This window comes from Enterobacter sp. Li2LvB3, assembly GCF_056156645.1.
The window spans coordinates 80,202-98,638 of record NZ_JBSICG010000009.1 but is presented as its reverse complement, the minus strand read 5'-3'; the positions used below and the strand labels follow the sequence as shown (position 1 = coordinate 98,638).

Below are 18,437 nucleotides of genomic sequence, written 5' to 3'. Positions count from 1 at the left end.
GGAGGGACAACCATGATAAAACACCCAACACCACCTGCCCATTGCACGTTTGAGCCAGAGGACTGGCTGCGCCTGGCAAAATGCTGGCACCCGGTTGCCCGGGCGTGCGACATCGGCCCGGCGCCGGTAAAAGCCACCCTGCTGGATGAACAGCTGGTTATCTACCGGATTAACGATCAGGTGGTGGTCGCCCGGGACGTTTGTCCCCATCGCGGCGTGCCGCTGACGCTGGGCTTTCACGATGAACACGGGATTATCTGCCCCTATCATGGCTTACGCTTTGGGGAAGATGGCCGCTGCAACCGTATTCCCTCCAGCCCCGACCAGCCCGTACCGGCGAAACTAAATCTGATTAACTACGCCGTGGAAGAGCGCTTTGGCCTGATCTGGACCTGTCTGGCGTTTGACCCGGAAAACCCGGTGCCGCTGCCCACCATGCCGCACTGGGATGACGACGGTTTTCAGCAGATCAACTGCCCGGCGTTTGAGGTGAACGGTTTTGCTGGTCGCCAGGTCGAGGGGTTTCTCGATGTCGCCCATTTCGCGTGGATCCACACATCCACCTTTGCCGACCCGGATAACCAGCAGGTGCCCGCCTATCAGCCGCAGGAGACCGCCTTTGGCTTTGTCGCCGATTACTGGAGCTCGGTGAGTAACTACCCCGCCAGTTCGGATGTACAGGCACCAGAAGGTTTCGAATGGCTGCGTCATTTTGAAATGCATCTGCCGTTTACCGCCACGCTAACCATCCATTTTCCGGGCGATTCCCGGCTGGTTATCATGAATGCTGCATCACCCGTGTCAGCACGCGTAACGCGGATGTTCGCACCTATTGCGCGTAACGTTGACCTGCATATTCCGGTAGAGGATGTTCATGCCTTTAATCTGCGCATCTTTGAGGAAGATCGCCTGATGGTGGAAACCCAGCGCCCGGAAAGCCTGCCGCTGGATTTGACCCTGGAAGCCCATATACCTGCGGACAGAAGCTCTATTGCCTACCGCCGTGGGTTGAAAAAGATGGGCTTTGGAGAATTTTTCCTGGTATGACGGAGGGGCAAGATGAGCGAGATGCTGAGCGTTATTGTTGACGGGCTGTGGCGCCAGGGCGACAAGAGCCTGGCCGTCAGGCTGGTGGCAGAGAACGGCGAAACCCTGCCTGGCTGGCAGCCCGGGGCGCACATTGACGTGCATCTGCCCTGCGGGATTATTCGCCAGTACTCCCTGACCGGGGCGTGTGGGGACGAAAGCTATCTTATCTGCGTCGGGCGAGAAACGGCGTCACGCGGCGGTTCGCGCTATATCCACGAGACGCTGCGCCCGGGGCAGAAGCTGTCTATCTCCTCCCCGCGCAATCTGTTTCCGCTTAATCAGGCGGAACGGGTTGTGTTGCTGGCGGCAGGGATTGGCATTACGCCGCTGTACGCAATGGCCCTTCAGCTTGAGGCCTCTGGTACGCCATTTACCCTGCACTATTACGTTAAAAAACGTGAAAACGCGGCGTTTGTCCGCGAAGTGTCGGGTGGATGGCGTAACGGCGAGTGTATCATTCACGCCTCCTGCGAGGGAGAAAGCCCACGCGCACGGCTTAGCCAGGATCTGCCAGCAGCGCATGACGGGTTACATGTATACACCTGCGGCCCGGTCGAATTTATGACCAAAGTCCGTGACGTAGCGGCCGGGAAAGGCTGGGCCGAAACGCATATCCACAGTGAGGCATTCCAGCCCGTCGTTCCCGCCGCTAACGCAGACACAGGCGATGTGTTTACCGTCACCCTGGCATCAACCGGAGAACGCTGGCCCGTGCCTGCGGATAAAACGATTGCTCAGGTACTGCTGGAAAATGGCGTGGCGGTCCCGCTGTCCTGCGAGATGGGGATTTGCGGTGCATGTCTGACGCCGGTTATCGACGGCGTGGTGGATCATCGGGATACCGTGCAATCGGCAGAGGAGAAAAGCGCCCGGGATCAGCAGGTGGCGCTGTGCTGCTCGCGGAGCCATTCGGGGGAGCTGGTGATTGGGTTGTGAAGTGCTGGCGGGAGCATAGGTTGATATAAATGACCTGCTCCTGGCCAGTTACGGCTGGCCAGGATGTCATATCGTCGTGGTAGTTAGATATGACTTGTCACAAAAAGCCATTTAAATAAACTCTCAGCTTTTCTATAAATAATATTTGATAACGAGACTGATCCATATGTGATAAATAAAGACAAAATCGCCCTATCCAGTAGATTTGAAATTTTATGAAGGCTGGAAAGGCAGAAGCGACCACAATATATCACACTAGTTATCAATATCGCGCAATGACAGCGCTTTCTTAGCAACAAAAAATACACCAATAAAACATAGAACGGATATGATACCGTCCATGATATTTTTCCCTTCAGAAAGGATATTCAATGATGAATTCTTTATTAGTATTGCTGAGATAACAATTGACAACAATAATGAAATGTAATTTTTATTCTTTGGAATTATCATTACCAGACTCCGATTGAAATGATTTAAACAGCGGCCAATGACACTCGCCAACCATACACAAAATCCCTCTTTTATCATTTCGTGCGAGATGACTATTGCACGCACCAAAAGTGTGTGAGAAGTGAATATATGTAAAAATATGTAACTCTATAATTTTTCACAACATATTTGGCTTAAGGTGCAGAGAACTCAATTCAATTGCTTTTACAACTACTTTGACCTGCTCCCAGGATTAGATACAAGCCCAGTAATACGCCCTGATAAATGCGTATCAGCCGCCGGACGCTGAGTCTCGTAGCGGCAGGTCGACAGGGACAAACCTGTAAGCCTGCAGGCACGACGTTGCGACAGACCGGTCGCATCACACTAAACTCAACGGTTTCCCGCTTCTGGCCTGTCGTCAGAAAAACGCTTCTTCATGGGGATATTATCATGTGGCTTATGAAGACATTACTAACATCGGGGGGTACGAATCAACGGGGAGCAGGTCAAACACTCTCTAATTCAATAATGTAAGAATTCAAAAAAACCAGTTTATACACCCTCACAAGTCAGCAGAATTATATTATGATTTTCCACCGAAAAAAGAATAATATCTTTAATATAATCCCACCACAGCAACCAACGCCATAACGAACATTACACCACTTAAATTAGACTTATTAGCACAATAATCTATTTAAATGATATTTTAAAAACTTATATGTTTCTGCAATTGGAATAATATGGTTTTTTTGACTTTATAAATACAGTGTGTTCGTTAGATCGTAAGATATGAAAATCTTGAGGCTCATTATTCCATAAATGTTTTTACAGGTATGGAGCGAAAACAACTCACACGTTGTTTTATATACCAGCCTTAAGCCTAGTGATAATGCTAAAATTTTGTGACGTATGAAAATTAATTTACCAACAAATAATTGTTGGTAACTTGTTTAAGCTAAAAGGAATTGATGATGAATAAGTTGCTTCTCTCAACGATAATTGCCTCTGCTTTTGGGCTGGCCATTACCAACGCTAATGCATCCGATGGTACCATTACTTTTAATGGTAAAATCTCCGCAGCATCTTGTACTGTAACAGGTGGTGGCGCAGCGACCGGGACTGGAAATATCACCGTAACTATGCCTACCGTTTCCACGCAGGCATTACAGGCAGCAAACTCAACTGCAGGTGAAACAGCATTCTCGCTCATTTTAGGTGGAGGTACAAATTGTACCAATGGCCAAACTGCCGCTATGTGGGTAGAAACTGCCAGTTCAGCAGACCTGGATACCGCAACAAGCAATCTAAAAAACCATGCCACATCAGGATCAACTGCGCAAATTCAGCTGTTTAACCCAGCTAATAATGGAAAAATTATGCTGGCTCAAAACGCTACCGTCGCTAATGGTAATACGGTGTTGTCGAACAACCAACCAGCAGCAACTATCAGTGGTAATGTAGCTACTCTTCGTTATGTTGCGAAATATGTAAATGCTGGAGCTGCAGCATCTGTAACTCCAGGCGATGTGCAATCGGCGTTAGTTTATTCAATGCAATATAACTAATTTAATAAGACCATGATTATTTTCCAAGGTTGATAAAACAACCTTGGTAATTTTATATAGATATAGTAGGTTTTTTTGAAGTCTAATTGGTATTTTCATGATAATTATTAACCGTATGGCATGTATTCGCCTTTTTGTTGTGACTATGCTCGTAACAACTTCTGTTAAAGCGGGTATTCAACTCAATGGTACTCGTGTTGTATATCCCGCAAATGAACGCGAGGTATCACTTGGCCTGGTAAATGATGGTACAGAAGCTAGACTCGTACAATCCTGGGTTGACTCAGGGGACGTACGTGAACGCCCTGAGGATAGCAAAGCACCATTCATTATAACACCACCTATGACTCGGGTTGATCCAGGCAAAGGTCAGACATTGAGGATAATTTTTTCGGGCACAACAATGCCTCAAGATCGTGAGAGTGTATTTTGGTTAAATATTTTAGAGATCCCTCCAAAACCTGCCAAAAAATATAATGACGAAAGTGAAAACTATGTCCAGATGGCAGTACGATCGAGGATTAAGATTTTCTATCGGCCACAAAATCTACCTGATAATCCAGACTTAGCAGTAAATAAACTTACATGGCGATTAATGAGTTTTAACAGTAATTCTGCTGTAATGAAATGTATAAATGAAACACCATATAATGTTTCATTTAGCGACGTATCATTTGAAAATGGCCCTGTAAACCGTAGTGTATCAAAAGGAGGAATGTGCCCAGCCAAAAGTGAGCATGACTTTACTTTATCAGGAAGTCTTATTAAATCAGAAGGAAAGTTAAAACTGGTGTATATAAATGACTATGGTGCATTTGTTGACCATGCTGCAACTTTTTACAAGTAGATACCCGTATTACTAATCTTGGTTGTGGAAGCTCTCGTTTTGTGCAACACACTATATTTCTAAACCGATGTATTGTTAATGATTAAAAGATGGTAAGAATACAATGAAAAGGAACATTCATTTTCAAAATTTACTTGCGAGAAGAAAAACTATCTTTTCACTTACCAGAGATGTTTTATCATTAAGTGGATTTGTTCTTCTTGTTTTTTTACCTGGTTCAAGCATGGCTAGTCAGGAAGGCTATTCATCATCTAAGGATTATATTGAGTTTAATGATGCTTTCATGGGTTCAGATAGTTCCGCAACCGTTGATATCGCTCGTTTTGAGAGAGGGAATTCAGTTCCACCAGGAACATATAATATTGACATTTTTGTAAATGAAAGATTAATGGTTCGCAAGTCAATTATATTTAAAGAAGTTTCCGGAACCGATATAGCTCAACCCTGCTTCAATTATGAGTTATTATTAGAGATGGGGATTGATGTAAATAAACTCGATGAAGACGTCGCCAATCCACATCTAAGCTGTATTTTTATAAATGATTTAGATCCAAAAGTTACTGTAAGTATGAATTTAGGCCAGTTACGTCTGGATGTATTAGTACCTCAAGCGCTAATGTTAAGACATGCTCGCGGATATGTGAACCCACAATTATGGGATGAAGGAATTCCTGCTTTATTGATCGGATACAATTTCAATGCCTATGCGGTTAACCAAAAATATAATGGATCACAGTCATCTACGGGTGGGCAAGCAATCAGTAGCGATGGTTCTCCTGTTTCTGTACGAAATGGTACTTATTACTCACAAACAAACGACGGTACCTACACTCCAAATAAAAATGGGACATTTATGCTATCTTCGGATGGCAATTATGTGGCAGTCAGGCCTGGCAGTTACAAAACTTCGAAACAAAATCAAGGATACGATAACGTCAACGCGTATCTTGGACTGAATACAGGTCTCAACATCGAAGGTTGGCGTCTTCGCAACCAAGGTAATGCAGTATGGGATCGGCAAAGTGGACAAGTTCAATGGTCCAATATAGGTACAACAATTTCCCATGATATAACGCTCTTAAAAGCTCAGGCTACTTTTGGGCAAACATATACACAGGGAGCAATTTTCGACAGTACTTCTTTTAGGGGTGGGACTCTTTTCTCTGATGAGCGAATGATTCCTGATTCCCAACAAGGATATGCTCCTGTTGTCCGTGGTACAGCTAAAACCCGAGCTCGCGTAGAGTTACGACAAAATGGAAATCTTATTTATGAAACGAATGTAGCGCCGGGACCATTCGTTATTGACGACCTATACTCGACAACTTATTCTGGAGATATTCTGGTTACTATTTTTGAGGCTGATGGTGGAAATCACTCTTTTGTAGTTCCCTACTCTTCAGTTCCTATGCTACTGAGACCTGGTAATGGGCGTTGGTCACTCACCGGGGGACAAGTCAATAATCAAAGTTCTAATGACTATAAACTTTCGTTTATTGAGGGCACCTATCAGCGTGGAATTAATAACTGGGTGACAATGTATAGTGGCGTACAGGCAGCAAATGATTCACAATACACTAACACATTAGTTGGAATTGCATTTAATACACCTGTAGGAGCATTTTCTACAGATTTTTCACGCGCCAAAACTCAACTTGGAAAGGTTACAAATTCTGGCGATAGTTTTAAATTAGCATATTCCAAAACAATACCTACAAGTGAAACCACATTCACACTAGCGACATATCGATATTCTAGTGGAGGTTATTTTTCATTATCGGATGCAGCAATTATAAGAAGTCTTTCAGATGTTATGGACGAGAAGGACGGCAACAATATATTTAGTGATTGGCGTAACAAACAGCGTATACAATTAACTTTGAGCCAGAATCTTGGTGGCCGATTTGGCTCATTATACTTTAATGGTCTACGAAACTCCTATTGGGGTAATTCTGCTGGCGTCTCTACCTATCAGTTAGGTTACTCTAATAGCTGGAATGGAATGACTTATGGTATTACGGCAGGAAGAACATACACGACTCATAGTAGCATCGATGGCAGTCGTTTTGATAACCAGTTTGGATTAAACATCATGTTTCCACTTGGTCTTTCCTCAGCTAATGCACCGACATTGACATTGGCCGCACAACATGATGGTAGTTCTCCTAATAGCAGTCAGGCCAGCCTAAATGGTATTTTTGGTAAAACTAATCAATACAATTACAACACAACAATTAACCATCAGAATACCGGAAGAGATAGTACTACTGTTAGTGGTGGTCTGGGATGGATTGCACCTTATGCTAATTTAAACAGTGGTGCATCTTACAGTGAAAATTATACACAAAGTTCTTTAAGTGCTTCAGGAGGAATGGTGTTACATAAAGAAGGTATTACTTTCTCTCCCCAACTGGATCTCAACAGTCCTATAGCGCTTATTAATGCTCCAAATGCTCAAGGCGCTACAGTCACCAGTGGAGGAACAACTCATATAGATAGTCGTGGTTATGCCATTGCTACTGGATTAGCACCTTATCGCATTAACGATGTAACGCTGGATCCAACAGGAACTTCTATGGATGTGGAATTGAAAACCACGCGCTTACTGACTGCGCCTCGTGCAGGAGCTGTTGTTCCATTAGCATTTGAAACGGAGAGTGGTGTTGCTCTTCTTATTCATGCGGTTGATTCTGCAGGTAGGACATTACCATTGGGTGCCGACATTTTCGATAACAATCAAAATTTAATCGGCATGGTTGGTCAAGGAGGTCAGATTTTTGTCAGAACAGGTGAGCGTCATGGAATAATTCAGGTTCGATGGGGAAAAGATAAATCTCAAAACTGTCATATCAGTTATAACCTTTCTGATTTTTATTCTGAAAAAGAAAAGGCTTTAGTGACTTTGAGTAGTATATGCAAAAATTAATGGTGTCTATTATGAAAATTAAGTTGCTACAGCAGCATATATTGATGAAATCTGTACTTACATTACTCCTTCTATTGGGGGTGAATAATGCGTGGGCGTTGGTTTGTAAACCTACCGCTGTGAATAATGGTCTTAACTACTACACAGTCAGACTGGAAGGGTTTAACCCCCCACCATTTAATCCAGATCAATTTGCTGTTGGACAGACGTTTTATACTGTGATGGTAAGTCAGACTGTGACTAACTCTACAGGAACAGCATATATCCAATGTACAGGAGATGGCGCGGTAAGAAAAATTAGTACTGGCGTTGGCACGGCTAATGCACAAAATGTTTACCCAACAAGTATTTCTGGAATTGGTATCAGATTTTCACAGGGCACTTCGGTATGGCCATTTGAATCATACTGGATGACTTCTACTGGAATAGAAAAGGGTTGGTATCATGTAGATACTACTGCTCAATTTCTCAAGGTTGAATTAGTGAAAATAGGTAATATTACTAATGGTGGTCTTCTTCAAGGCGCTTACGGTAGAATTTATGCTGGCACACAACTCTTAGCTGAATATCGCTGGGATAACCCTATTTCTATACGCCCTAATGTTCCTAGTTGCGCAGTCGATAATGTAACTGTTAGTATGCCAACAGCTTCTATTAAAGATTTTTCCGGTGTGTCATCTTATGCCGGTACAACTCCATTTAATATTAGTTTAAATTGCTCTGGCGGTGCAGTTGATAGTTATGCCAATGTCTATGCGACGCTTACCGATACAGTTACACCCGGGAATGTATCTAACATATTATCATTGACACCAACATCAGGAGCTAAAGGCATTGGGATCCAGATACTTAAAGATGGTTCTGTCCTTAGCTACGGCCCTGACTCCTCTGCACCAGGGAATACAGGTCAGTGGTTCGTCAAAAATGTGACCCAAGGCACGTCATCTTCTCAGATTTCATTATCAGCACGTTATATCAAAACAGCTGAAACAATTACTCCAGGATTAGTTTCAGCCGTTGCCACGATAACTTTAAGCTATCAGTAATATATAATTAACCTAACAATATAGAATCTACAGCCCTACAATAAGTCAGTTCGACTGTACCGATAATTAAGGATTATACCTTATTAGCACCACCTAAAATCAATGAACGAACTCTGATTCAGCGCTACTAGTGTCGCCAGTGCGCTGGGTTACAGTATTAAGATTCATGATGCTGTGAAACAACAGAGATTGATCATCATTTCAGAGGATTAAGAGTAAGATGACAAAGCGTGAAGCGATTTCTTTTTATCAGTTCATTAGAATATATCATGCTCTAAAATCGTATTCATCAACTTGGTCTGATCTCTGGATGATGATTTTCTTACTAAATATCAATATAAAACAAATTATCACTTTGAAATTTAGTAACATTTCAAACGGGAAATTAATAATAAGTAATGACGAAAATCATCCTGAAATAAAAATCCCGGTAAATGCATACGCGGTCAACATCATAAAAAAAAGGAAAAAGTTATATCCCTATGATGTATATATATTTCAGAGTCATTCAAATAGAACAAAAAAACACATAAAACCCGTAACCCATATTGCTTTTAATCATATTCTAAGAAGAACATCGAAAGATCTTGGACTTCATAGAATTAGCGGCCTAACTGCACGGAATGTTGACTCCGAATAAGAAAAGTATTGGAAGATGCAACTGAACAGAAGCGGACATTGATGCAGTCCAGCGAGGCACAGCAGTAGCGACGCACGCCCACGTTGCAGGGCTGAAAGAATTTCAATTTCCTAACGTGAACAGTATGCCGGGCAAGACGTCAGCCGCCGCCCGGCAAACAGACGAGACAAAAATCCTCTTATCTAATCCAGATTGTCAGCAGAATAATGATGGCCGCAATAATCGCCACCTGAATAAAGACTTTATCCAGCGATCCTCTACGCATCGCGCCCCCTTTCAGAACAGGATTTGCCAGATTGCCAGCAGCAGCACCAGCAAACCCATCAGGAAAAAGATCAGCGCAATGATGGTGTCCGGAGAACGATTCATCTCTGCGACTCCTTATCATCAGAACCACTGACCGAAACGTTTGATATAGAAACTCTTCATACCCTGCGCCACCAGACAATAGCTGAGCAGCGTCGCGACCAGCCATGGGAAGTAGCTCAGCGGCAGCGGCTCCAGTCCCACCATCGCTCCCAGCGGCGAGAATGGAATGTAGATCCCGATCGCCATAATCACCGCGGTGGTGAGCAGCACCGGCAACGTCGCCCGGCTCTGGATAAACGGAATTTTCTTCGTTCTCAGCATATGCACCACCAGCGTTTGCGACAGCAGCCCTTCAATAAACCACCCGGACTGGAACAGCGCCTGGGCCTCAACGTTATTTGCCGCAAACACGTACCACATCAGCACGAAGGTGGTGATATCAAAAATGGACGACGTTGGGCCAATCCACAGCATAAAACGGCCGATATTCTTCGCATCCCACTTGCGCGGCTTACGCAGAAACTCTTTGTCCATTTTGTCCCACGGCAGCGAGAGCTGGGAGAGATCGTACATCAGGTTCTGGATTAGCAGATGAATCGCCAACATCGGCAGGAACGGAATAAACGCGCTGGCCACCAGTACTGAGAAGACATTGCCGAAGTTAGAGCTGGCGGTCATATTCAGGTACTTAATGATATTGCCGAAGGTCTCACGTCCTTTGATCACCCCTTCTTCCAGCACCATCAGATCCTTTTCCAGCAGGATGATATCCGATGCCTCTTTAGCGATATCCGCCGCGCTGTCGACCGAAATGCCTACGTCAGCATCGCGCAGGGCCGGCGCATCGTTGATGCCGTCGCCGAGAAAGCCGACGGTGTGGCCGTTTTTCTGCAGCGTTTTCAGGATGCGCGACTTCTGCAGCGGCGTTAGCTTCGTAAATACCGAGCGCGTTTCCACTTCGCGCTCCAGTTCGCGATCCGTCATCGCTTCAATCTGGGCGCCGGTCAGGATGCCATGGGCATCGATGCCCACTTCCAGGCAAATACGCGCCGTAACCACCGGATTATCGCCGGTCAGCACTTTCACCGCCACGCCATTATCGCGCAGCGCGGTAATGGCTTTTCCCGCGCTCTCTTTCGGCGGATCGAGGAAAGTCAGCATCCCTTCAACCGTCAGCCCCTGCTCATCGGCGTTGCACAGCGGCGTGGTCAGAGCGGAGTCATCCAGCTTGCGGGTTGCGACCAGCAGCACGCGGAAGCCCTGGGCGTTATAGTCCTTCGTTTTGGCTAACAGCAGATCGCGTCGGGTTTCATCCAGCGGCACAACGTTATCGCCTTCACGAAGATGCGTGGCGACCATCAGCATCTCTTCGACAGCGCCTTTGCAGATCAGGCTTTTGTCACCGTGGCGAACATCGTCCACCGAAACCGATACCCGACGGCGTACAAAATCAAATGGCAGTTCATCAAGTTTGACAAAACGCTCTTTGGTCGCTGGCGCAATCCTGCCCTCGCCAAAGCGCAGCACCGCCCGGTCCATCAGGTTGCGCGCCCCGCTCTGGCTGCTGCTGTTCAGCCAGGCCAGCGTCAGCACCCGGTCGCTCTCATGACCGCTAACATCCAGGTGATGCTCAAGGATGATATTATCCTGAGTCAGCGTGCCAGTTTTATCGGTACACAGCACGTCCATAGCGCCAAAGTTCTGAATGGCGTTCAGCCGTTTGACAATCACTTTGCGCCGCGACATGGCGATAGCGCCTTTCGCCAGGTTGGAGCTGACGATCATCGGCAGCATTTCCGGCGTCAGGCCAACCGCTACCGCCAGGGCAAACAGCGAGGCCTCAACCCAGTCACCTTTGCTGAAGCCGTTAATCAGCAGCACAATCGGTACCATCACCAGCATAAAGCGGATCAGCAGCCAACTGACGCTGTTTACCCCGCGGTCGAACGCCGTCTGGGTACGCGTGCCGACGATAGATTTCGCCAGCGAACCAAACCAGGTACGGTTTCCAGTGGCCACTACCACCGCCTGCGCCCTGCCGCTGGTCACGTTAGTGCCCATCAGACAGATATTGCCCATCTCCAGCAGGCTTTTATCTTTGTTCGGCTCAGGAAGCCTGTCACACCCTTTGCCGGAAACGCTGGCCAGAACATCATACTTCTCAACCGGTAGCGACTCGCCGCTGAGTATCGACTGACTGACAAACAGGTCCCGGGACTCCAGCAAACGGACGTCCGCCGGAACCAGATCCCCCGCCGCCAGGAAGATGATGTCACCGGGCACCAGCTCCTCAATGGCAATCTCCTCCTGCACCGGCCCCATATTCCCGGGACCGCGACGCAGCACCGTCGCCGTGGTGCGGACCATGGATTTCAGCGCCTGTGCCGCTTTGTTGGTACGAAACTCCTGCCAGAAACGCAATAACCCGCTCAGGCTAACCATCGTGACGATAATAATGATCCCGGTCAGATCGGTCTCTTCACCGTTACGCAGCGGTAGCCAGTAATCGGTCACGAAACTGACGGCGGCCAGCGCCATCAGGACATAGATAAACGGGTTATTGAATGCCTGCAAAAGCTGGATCAACGCCGGCGGTGCCTGCTCATGCGCCACTTCATTGCGGCCATATTCATCCAGTCGTTCCAGGGCATCTTCGGTGGTGAGCCCGTGGCGACTGCTGTTTAACCGCGCCAGCGTATGATCCGGGCTGTTAAATGCCTCGGTTTCAATGGCAAAGCTTTTTTTATGCTGCTTATCATTTTCTGACGCAGACCGGTTTATTTTCCGGTTTTCTATTTTCATGTCAGTCATGATTAATCCTCAAATTTAAGACGTCGTTATCCCTGCATAAATGACTTATGCATAATTAATTTTTACGTTATTAAACGCTTATTACTTTAATTTCCTGGGAATATCCATTATTCCCTCCTTAGATAAATGAATGTCAAAGTAGAATAGCCGTGAGATTAACTCCCCTCGACACACCAGCGGACTGACGTAATGTTTTCGTTCCCGCCAATTCTCGACATAATAAGATCTCGCGCTTTGCGGCAGTCGGTATTACCCACCAGTTCGATGCGGATTTCTTTATGCCCTTGTTCTTTTGCTGCTGTCGACACCAGTCCCTGAAGGCTGAGCGTCATCTCTTTACTTATATTAAGCAATAGCTGACGAATCGCGTTTTCATATTCGCTTTGACAGACAATATTCAGAACGTAGCATTTCTCTTCTTCTGTCGCGCCGGGGATCTGATTAATTCTCTGCGCCGCTTCGCGCAGTAGAATATTGGCGCAGAGGATTATCAGTGTTGCCGCCGCCGCTTGCCAGAACTGGCCCAGTCCGCACAGCACGCCAATCGCCGCAGAGCACCACAAGGTTGCGGCGGTATTCAGGCCGCGCACGTTCATACCTTCACGCATGATGACGCCGGCGCCGAGAAAACCAATGCCAGAAACTACCTGCGCGGCAATACGTCCCGGGCTGTCCGGCGATGTAGAAATGGAGCTCAGAATAAAAACTGCCGCGCCGGTGGCAACCAACGCGTTGGTGCGTAGGCCGGCCATACGCTGACGCCACTGTCTTTCAGCGCCAATCAGCGCGCCCAATAGCATCGCAGCGAGTAAATTTGCGATATAAGGAAACATCAACATAGCTTCCTCCATTTATGCTGGAAGAATTAACTATGTGCTTTATTAAAGCACACGACCAATTGTCGCCGGAAAGGCGATTAACGTCGCGTTGATGGTGGAGGGAATAATGTATTTTTAAACATGAACATGACGATTATCCTCGCAGCCATGCTGCATTATTCTTTATGGGATGCAATCGTCTGGATGAGGAGATTGCTGCCCGCCGGTTGGCAAGCAGCGCAGAAAAAATAGCGTCAGCTTGCCTTGATGTTTAAGTAAGGGTGACTGTCCAACATATTTCTCCTGTGTGAATTTGTGCTCATTATAGTCATTCAATTATTCGAGTAAAGTTAAAATCTCGCTTTGGTGACGATTTGTTTAGAATAACCTTAATCCGCAAGTCCCGCCGCGAACGGGGTTAATTCACTAATCAAAGACGACATTAATTATCGACGTCACGATCTCCGCATTCAGCGCGATCAGCACCAAATCCAGGCCCAACGCACGCCATTTATTAGCCGGGACAGAACTAAGCAGCCTGAATGGTCAAATTGAAAATCCAGCCGCTTTCCAGTTGTAGTACGAGGCCTGAGAGATCCCGGTCTACCGCTTTGCGACAAGGCGCGGACCACGTCAGCTTACGGGTTAAACAACAAAAACGAAAAAACCCTGCGATATTGCTATCGCAGGGTTTTCGAATTTGGCGGAAGCGTAGAGATTCGAACTCTAGAACCCTTTCGGGTCGCCGGTTTTCAAGACCGGTGCCTTCAACCGCTCGGCCACGCTTCCAAAGTGAGGCGCACTATAAACATCTCTGCGCGCTATGTAAAGCGGGAATTGAAGATTTTGAAAGTGTTCCTGTTTTTCCTGTCCCGGACATTTTTGCACATATGTGCAAAAAATTAGCAAAACTGTAACATTGCCTCGATATATTCCCGACTGTCTTTCACAGTCAGGGGTAAACGCGTGTCTTACCAATCCGATATCAACCCACGCCACAGCGCGTGGCGCAAGGTCCGCCATACGCTGTCAATTGTCAGCCATGAGCCCGCCAATCTTCTGGGCGCGCTGCTGCTGATGCTGTTCAGCTGGATAATCCTCGCACCGGTGATGTCGGTGTTGCTGAATGCTGTTCTGGTACAGAGCGGTGATGAAGGCCGCACCGGGGCAACAGAAGGAACATTTACCGCCTGGTATCTGCTGCGTACGTTAACATCACGTATGTCAGAGCTGCTGCTCTGGACGCCACTTCTCAATACCCTGGCGGTGGCGCTGAGCACTGTCGCCATTGCGTTAATCGTCGGTGTCGCGCTGGCGTGGCTGATCAATCGAACCGATATCGCGGGCCGAAAATGGTTTGCCACCCTGCTTATCGTGCCGTTTATGCTCCCTTCGTGGACCTTTGCGCTGGCGTGGAGCACCATTTTCAAAAACCACGCCATCGGCGGCCAGCCCGGCTGGCTGGAGGCTATGGGCATCCAGACCCCGAACTGGATGGCCTACGGCTACTTCCCGATAGTCACCATTATGGTGCTGCACTACGCGCCGCTGGTGATCCTGATTGTCGGTAACGCCCTGAAGCGCATGGACAGCCAGATGGAAGAGTGCGCCAGGGTACTTGGTGCCTCTCGCGGGGTTATCGCCTTTAAAATTATTATCCCGCTGGTACGCCCGGCGCTGCTTTCAAGCGCGCTGCTGATTTTCGCGGACTGCATCGGCGAATTCGCCCTGCCCTACATTCTTGGCCTGCCGGTGCATTTCGATACCCTCTCCACCGGGCTGTACCGGGCGATAAGTACGCGTCAGTCTGGCGTGGCGGCGGTGATTGCAACGGTCATTATGCTGATGGGGATGCTGACCCTGATGCTGGACATGAAAATGCTGCGCGAAGCAAAACGCTTTGTGACCCTGGGTGGTAAAGGCGTGATGGAACGCCGCCGCACTCTGGGTCGCTGGCGTACCGCCGCTGCCGTGCTGCCGCTGCTGTTCGTGCTGCTGGGTGTGGCAATCCCCCTGCTGACTCTGTTCCTGTCGACGGTGATGATCCTGCCAGGCCGCTTTACTGCCGAAAACTTTACCTTCGATTACTGGATTGGTCACGACCTCGATACCGTGGCCCTGCACAACGGCATTCTGCTGACGCCGGAGTTCTGGCACACGGTGTGGAACACGCTGGTGATTGTCGGCTCGGCCTCCATCGCCTGTGGCGTGCTGGGCCTGCTGGTGGGTTACGCGGTGATGCGCTGTCACTTCCGCTGGGTTGCCGCCTTCCTGCGCCAGCTGACCTTCCTGCCATATCTGGTGCCCGGCATTGCCTTTGCCACCGCCTTTCTTTCGCTGTTTGCCGTGGCCCGTGGGCCGGTTCCGGCGCTGTACGGTACGCCGTTTATCCTGATCCTGGCGCTGATTGCCGAAAAAATGCCCTACGCCAGCCGCTCGGGGATCGCGGCGATGACCCAGCTCGGGAAAGAGGCCGAAGAGGCGGCGCGGATCGCCGGGGCTGGCTGGTTCGCCCGTATCCGCCGCATCGTTATCCCGATTCAGGCGGCGCCACTGGCCACCGGGATCCTGCTGCCGTTTATCTCAGGAATTAAAGGAGTCAGCCTGTTTGTGATCCTTGCCACGCCGGCAACGGATGTGATGACCACCTGGTCCCTGCGACTGATTGACTACAACTACCAGCAAGCGGCCAACGCCGTGGTGCTGATGATTGCGCTGATTTCATGGGCTGGCACGGTGATTATTCAGAAAATCACCGGCACCGGTCTGGCTGATGGCCTGGAGAAATAAGATGCCTGATATCCAATTAACGAATCTCACCAAAACTTACCCCGGCAGCGATACCCCGGCGGTAAACAGTATCAACCTGACGGTGAAAGACGGTGAGTTTATGTGCCTGCTGGGGCCGTCCGGCTGTGGGAAAACCACAATCCTGCGGATGATTGCCGGCATTGAGCACGCCAGCGGTGGCGAGATCCGTATCGGCGACAAGGTGGTCGATTCCGTGGCACGGGGTACGTACGTTCCACCGGAAAAACGCGGGATTGGCCTGGTGTTCCAGAGCTACGCGCTGTGGCCGCACATGACCGTTGAACAGAACGTGGATTTTGGCCTGCGCTTACAGAAAGTGCCGACCAAAGAGCGTATCGCCCGCTGCCAGGACGTAATGGAAAAACTGCGCATTGCTGATTACGCCAGTCGCTATCCGGCACAGCTTTCCGGTGGCCAGCAGCAGCGCGTGGCCCTGGCGCGAATGCTGGCGGTGAATCCCGGCGTACTGCTGCTGGATGAACCGCTTTCTAACCTCGACGCCACACTGCGTCTGGAAATGCGCGCCGAACTGCGCCGCCTGCATGAAACCTTTGGCACCACGATTGTTTTCGTCAGCCACGATCAGTGGGAAGCCATGACCTTAGCCACCACCATTGCCGTGATGAGCGCCGGACATATGCAGCAGGTGGGCACGCCGGATGAGATTTACGCGACCCCGGCCAATCGCTTTGTGGCGGAATTTATTGGCACGCCACGCCTGAACATGATCACGCTGCATCAGCCTTTGAGCCGCCTTGCACAACATCTGCAACAACGTTTCACCCTGCACGACCAGACCCGGCTCTGCGGCATCCGCCCGGAGGAGATCGTACTGAGCGACGAGTCGAGTCTCAACGCCATTCCGATGACCATCGATAACATTATGCCCACCGGCGGAAGCTGGGTGATTGAACTGGTTGCCGGAGAAGACAGGCTGTTCCATTCAACACAGTTAAGGCCGCGCTGGCAGGCGCGCCAGCAGGTGCATTGTCAGCTTCCGACATCCTCCCTGCACTTTTTCAACAGCAACGGACTGCGTCACGACATTACCGCGAATTAACTCCCATTGACTCTTAAGGAACCACAATGAAGCGCAATTTGTCCGCCGTACTTATCGCCAGTGCCCTGCTGAGCAGCACCGTCGCGCAGGCTGAGACGTTCGACCTGCAAAAATTGATTGCGGCTGCAAAGCAGGAGCAGCCGATCACCGTTTACGCCTCTACCGGGAAAATCGTGCAGCAGGCGAAAGCCTTCAGTGAGCAGTACGGTTTGCAGGCGGTGGGTGTGAAGGCCGATGCACCGCAGATTATTGAAATCATGAGCCGTGAAGCTCAGGCCAAAAATGTGCGTGCCGATGTGGCGATTGTTGAGGACGCCCCTGCCGGGATGACGCAGCTGCTGGATAAAGGTTATGTGCAGAGCTGGGTCCCGGACGATCTGAAAGGCAATATTGCCGCCCGCTATCAGACCCCGTTAACCGTCGTGCTGGCGCCGAACGTGTTTGCCTACAATACCGATCATCACACCACCTGCCCGGTGACGAATCTCTGGCAACTGACCGAGCCAAAATGGCGTGGCCGCGTCGCGATGCAGGATCCCACCAGCAAACCGGCCTATACCGACTGGTTCAGCCAGATGGAAACGCACTACGACCAGCAGGTGCGGGATGCCTATCAGCAGGAATTTGGCAAACCGCTGCAAACCGACGAGAAATCCGCCACTGCAGCCTTTGTGAAGGCGCTGGCGGGCAACGGCGTGCTGCTGACCCATTCCGATAATGATGCCGCGTCTGCCATCGGCGCGCCGGACAGCAAAACTGACTTTGTGGGTCTGGTGTCTACCGCAAAATTCCGCGACAACAAACAGGGCATGAAGCTGGGCCTGTGCAGCGGCCTGAAGCCGTTTATTGGCTGGAATTACCCGAGCCTGGGCGTGGTGGCTACGGGGAGTAAAAGCCCTAACACCGCGAAGCTGTTTATTCACTATCTGCTGAGCGCCGAAGGTATTGCACCACAGGGTGTGGACGGCAAAATGTCCACCAACCAGACGGTGAAGCTGCCCGCCGATGAAGCCTCCGGCATTGAACCGCATCGCAGCGAACTGATGGAATACCTGACCGCCACCGTACAGGGCGACTGGGCAAGCCGCCAGGACTGGCAGGATATCTGGAGCCTGAACTACAAAAAGTAGTCTTCAGCGAA

The 18,437-nt window shown here is 49.0% G+C and carries 13 protein-coding genes, 1 tRNA gene and 1 pseudogene; 9 read left to right on the top strand and 6 right to left on the bottom strand.

Annotated features, from left to right (window positions below; genetic code table 11):
• Positions 1 to 12 precede the first annotated feature (12 nt).
• Complete coding sequence (hpxD, locus tag ACS603_RS09535) at positions 13 to 1,047, top strand: molybdenum cofactor-independent xanthine hydroxylase subunit HpxD (RefSeq protein ID WP_182060360.1); 1,035 nt, start codon at positions 13 to 15, stop codon at positions 1,045 to 1,047.
• A 12-nt stretch (positions 1,048 to 1,059) separates the two neighbouring features.
• Complete coding sequence (locus tag ACS603_RS09530; protein WP_474944148.1) at positions 1,060 to 2,025, top strand: PDR/VanB family oxidoreductase; 966 nt, start codon at positions 1,060 to 1,062, stop codon at positions 2,023 to 2,025.
• Positions 2,026 to 2,718: 693 nt separating this feature from the next.
• Here ACS603_RS09530 and ACS603_RS09525 read toward each other — a convergent pair.
• A pseudogene (locus ACS603_RS09525) lies at positions 2,719 to 2,882 on the bottom strand (IS3 family transposase); the annotation flags it as partial.
• Between the two features lie 549 nt (positions 2,883 to 3,431).
• Between ACS603_RS09525 and ACS603_RS09520 the strand changes: the two are divergent.
• The 4 genes from ACS603_RS09520 to ACS603_RS09505 all read left to right on the top strand — a co-directional run bounded on the left by ACS603_RS09520 (position 3,432) and on the right by ACS603_RS09505 (position 8,847).
• On the top strand, positions 3,432 to 4,028 hold the full coding sequence (locus ACS603_RS09520; RefSeq protein ID WP_315688262.1) for a fimbrial protein: 597 nt from the start codon (positions 3,432 to 3,434) through the stop codon (positions 4,026 to 4,028).
• A 97-nt stretch (positions 4,029 to 4,125) separates the two neighbouring features.
• On the top strand, positions 4,126 to 4,875 hold the full coding sequence (locus tag ACS603_RS09515; protein WP_315688261.1) for a fimbrial biogenesis chaperone: 750 nt from the start codon (positions 4,126 to 4,128) through the stop codon (positions 4,873 to 4,875).
• A gap of 103 nt (positions 4,876 to 4,978) precedes the next feature.
• Complete coding sequence (locus tag ACS603_RS09510) at positions 4,979 to 7,801, top strand: fimbria/pilus outer membrane usher protein (RefSeq protein ID WP_474944147.1); 2,823 nt, start codon at positions 4,979 to 4,981, stop codon at positions 7,799 to 7,801.
• An 11-nt stretch (positions 7,802 to 7,812) separates the two neighbouring features.
• Positions 7,813 to 8,847 (top strand): fimbrial protein, encoded by a 1,035-nt coding sequence (locus ACS603_RS09505; protein WP_315688259.1) that lies wholly within the window; start codon positions 7,813 to 7,815, stop codon positions 8,845 to 8,847.
• An 818-nt stretch (positions 8,848 to 9,665) separates the two neighbouring features.
• Here ACS603_RS09505 and mgtU read toward each other — a convergent pair.
• The 5 genes from mgtU to ACS603_RS09480 form a co-directional block, all read right to left on the bottom strand.
• A complete protein-coding gene (gene mgtU, locus ACS603_RS09500; protein ID WP_251009858.1) occupies positions 9,666 to 9,752 on the bottom strand; it encodes a magnesium transporter protection protein MgtU in 87 nt (28 codons plus the stop codon).
• Between the two features lie 11 nt (positions 9,753 to 9,763).
• The gene (gene mgtR / locus ACS603_RS09495; protein WP_004101989.1) at positions 9,764 to 9,856 is read right to left on the bottom strand and encodes a protein MgtR; all 93 of its coding nucleotides are present in this window, start codon (positions 9,854 to 9,856) and stop codon (positions 9,764 to 9,766) included.
• A gap of 18 nt (positions 9,857 to 9,874) precedes the next feature.
• The gene (gene mgtA, locus ACS603_RS09490; RefSeq protein ID WP_474944146.1) at positions 9,875 to 12,607 is read right to left on the bottom strand and encodes a magnesium-translocating P-type ATPase; all 2,733 of its coding nucleotides are present in this window, start codon (positions 12,605 to 12,607) and stop codon (positions 9,875 to 9,877) included.
• A 155-nt stretch (positions 12,608 to 12,762) separates the two neighbouring features.
• Positions 12,763 to 13,458, bottom strand: coding sequence for an MgtC family protein (locus ACS603_RS09485; RefSeq protein WP_182060356.1), 696 nt, complete (start codon positions 13,456 to 13,458; stop codon positions 12,763 to 12,765).
• Between the two features lie 668 nt (positions 13,459 to 14,126).
• A tRNA-Ser gene (locus tag ACS603_RS09480) sits at positions 14,127 to 14,214 on the bottom strand.
• A gap of 177 nt (positions 14,215 to 14,391) precedes the next feature.
• On the opposite strand from ACS603_RS09480, the gene ACS603_RS09475 reads away from it, so the two are divergent.
• From ACS603_RS09475 to ACS603_RS09465, 3 genes are read left to right on the top strand one after another with little or no spacing between them, the layout of a single operon-like run.
• Positions 14,392 to 16,215 carry an ABC transporter permease gene (locus ACS603_RS09475; protein ID WP_182060355.1) on the top strand — a complete coding sequence of 608 codons (1,824 nt, stop codon included), beginning with the start codon at positions 14,392 to 14,394 and terminating at the stop codon, positions 16,213 to 16,215.
• A 1-nt stretch (position 16,216) separates the two neighbouring features.
• Positions 16,217 to 17,296: an ABC transporter ATP-binding protein gene (locus ACS603_RS09470; RefSeq protein ID WP_474944145.1), complete on the top strand. Its 1,080-nt coding sequence runs from the start codon at positions 16,217 to 16,219 to the stop codon at positions 17,294 to 17,296.
• 26 nt (positions 17,297 to 17,322) lie between these two features.
• Complete coding sequence (locus ACS603_RS09465) at positions 17,323 to 18,426, top strand: ABC transporter substrate-binding protein (protein ID WP_474944144.1); 1,104 nt, start codon at positions 17,323 to 17,325, stop codon at positions 18,424 to 18,426.
• Positions 18,427 to 18,437 lie beyond the last annotated feature (11 nt).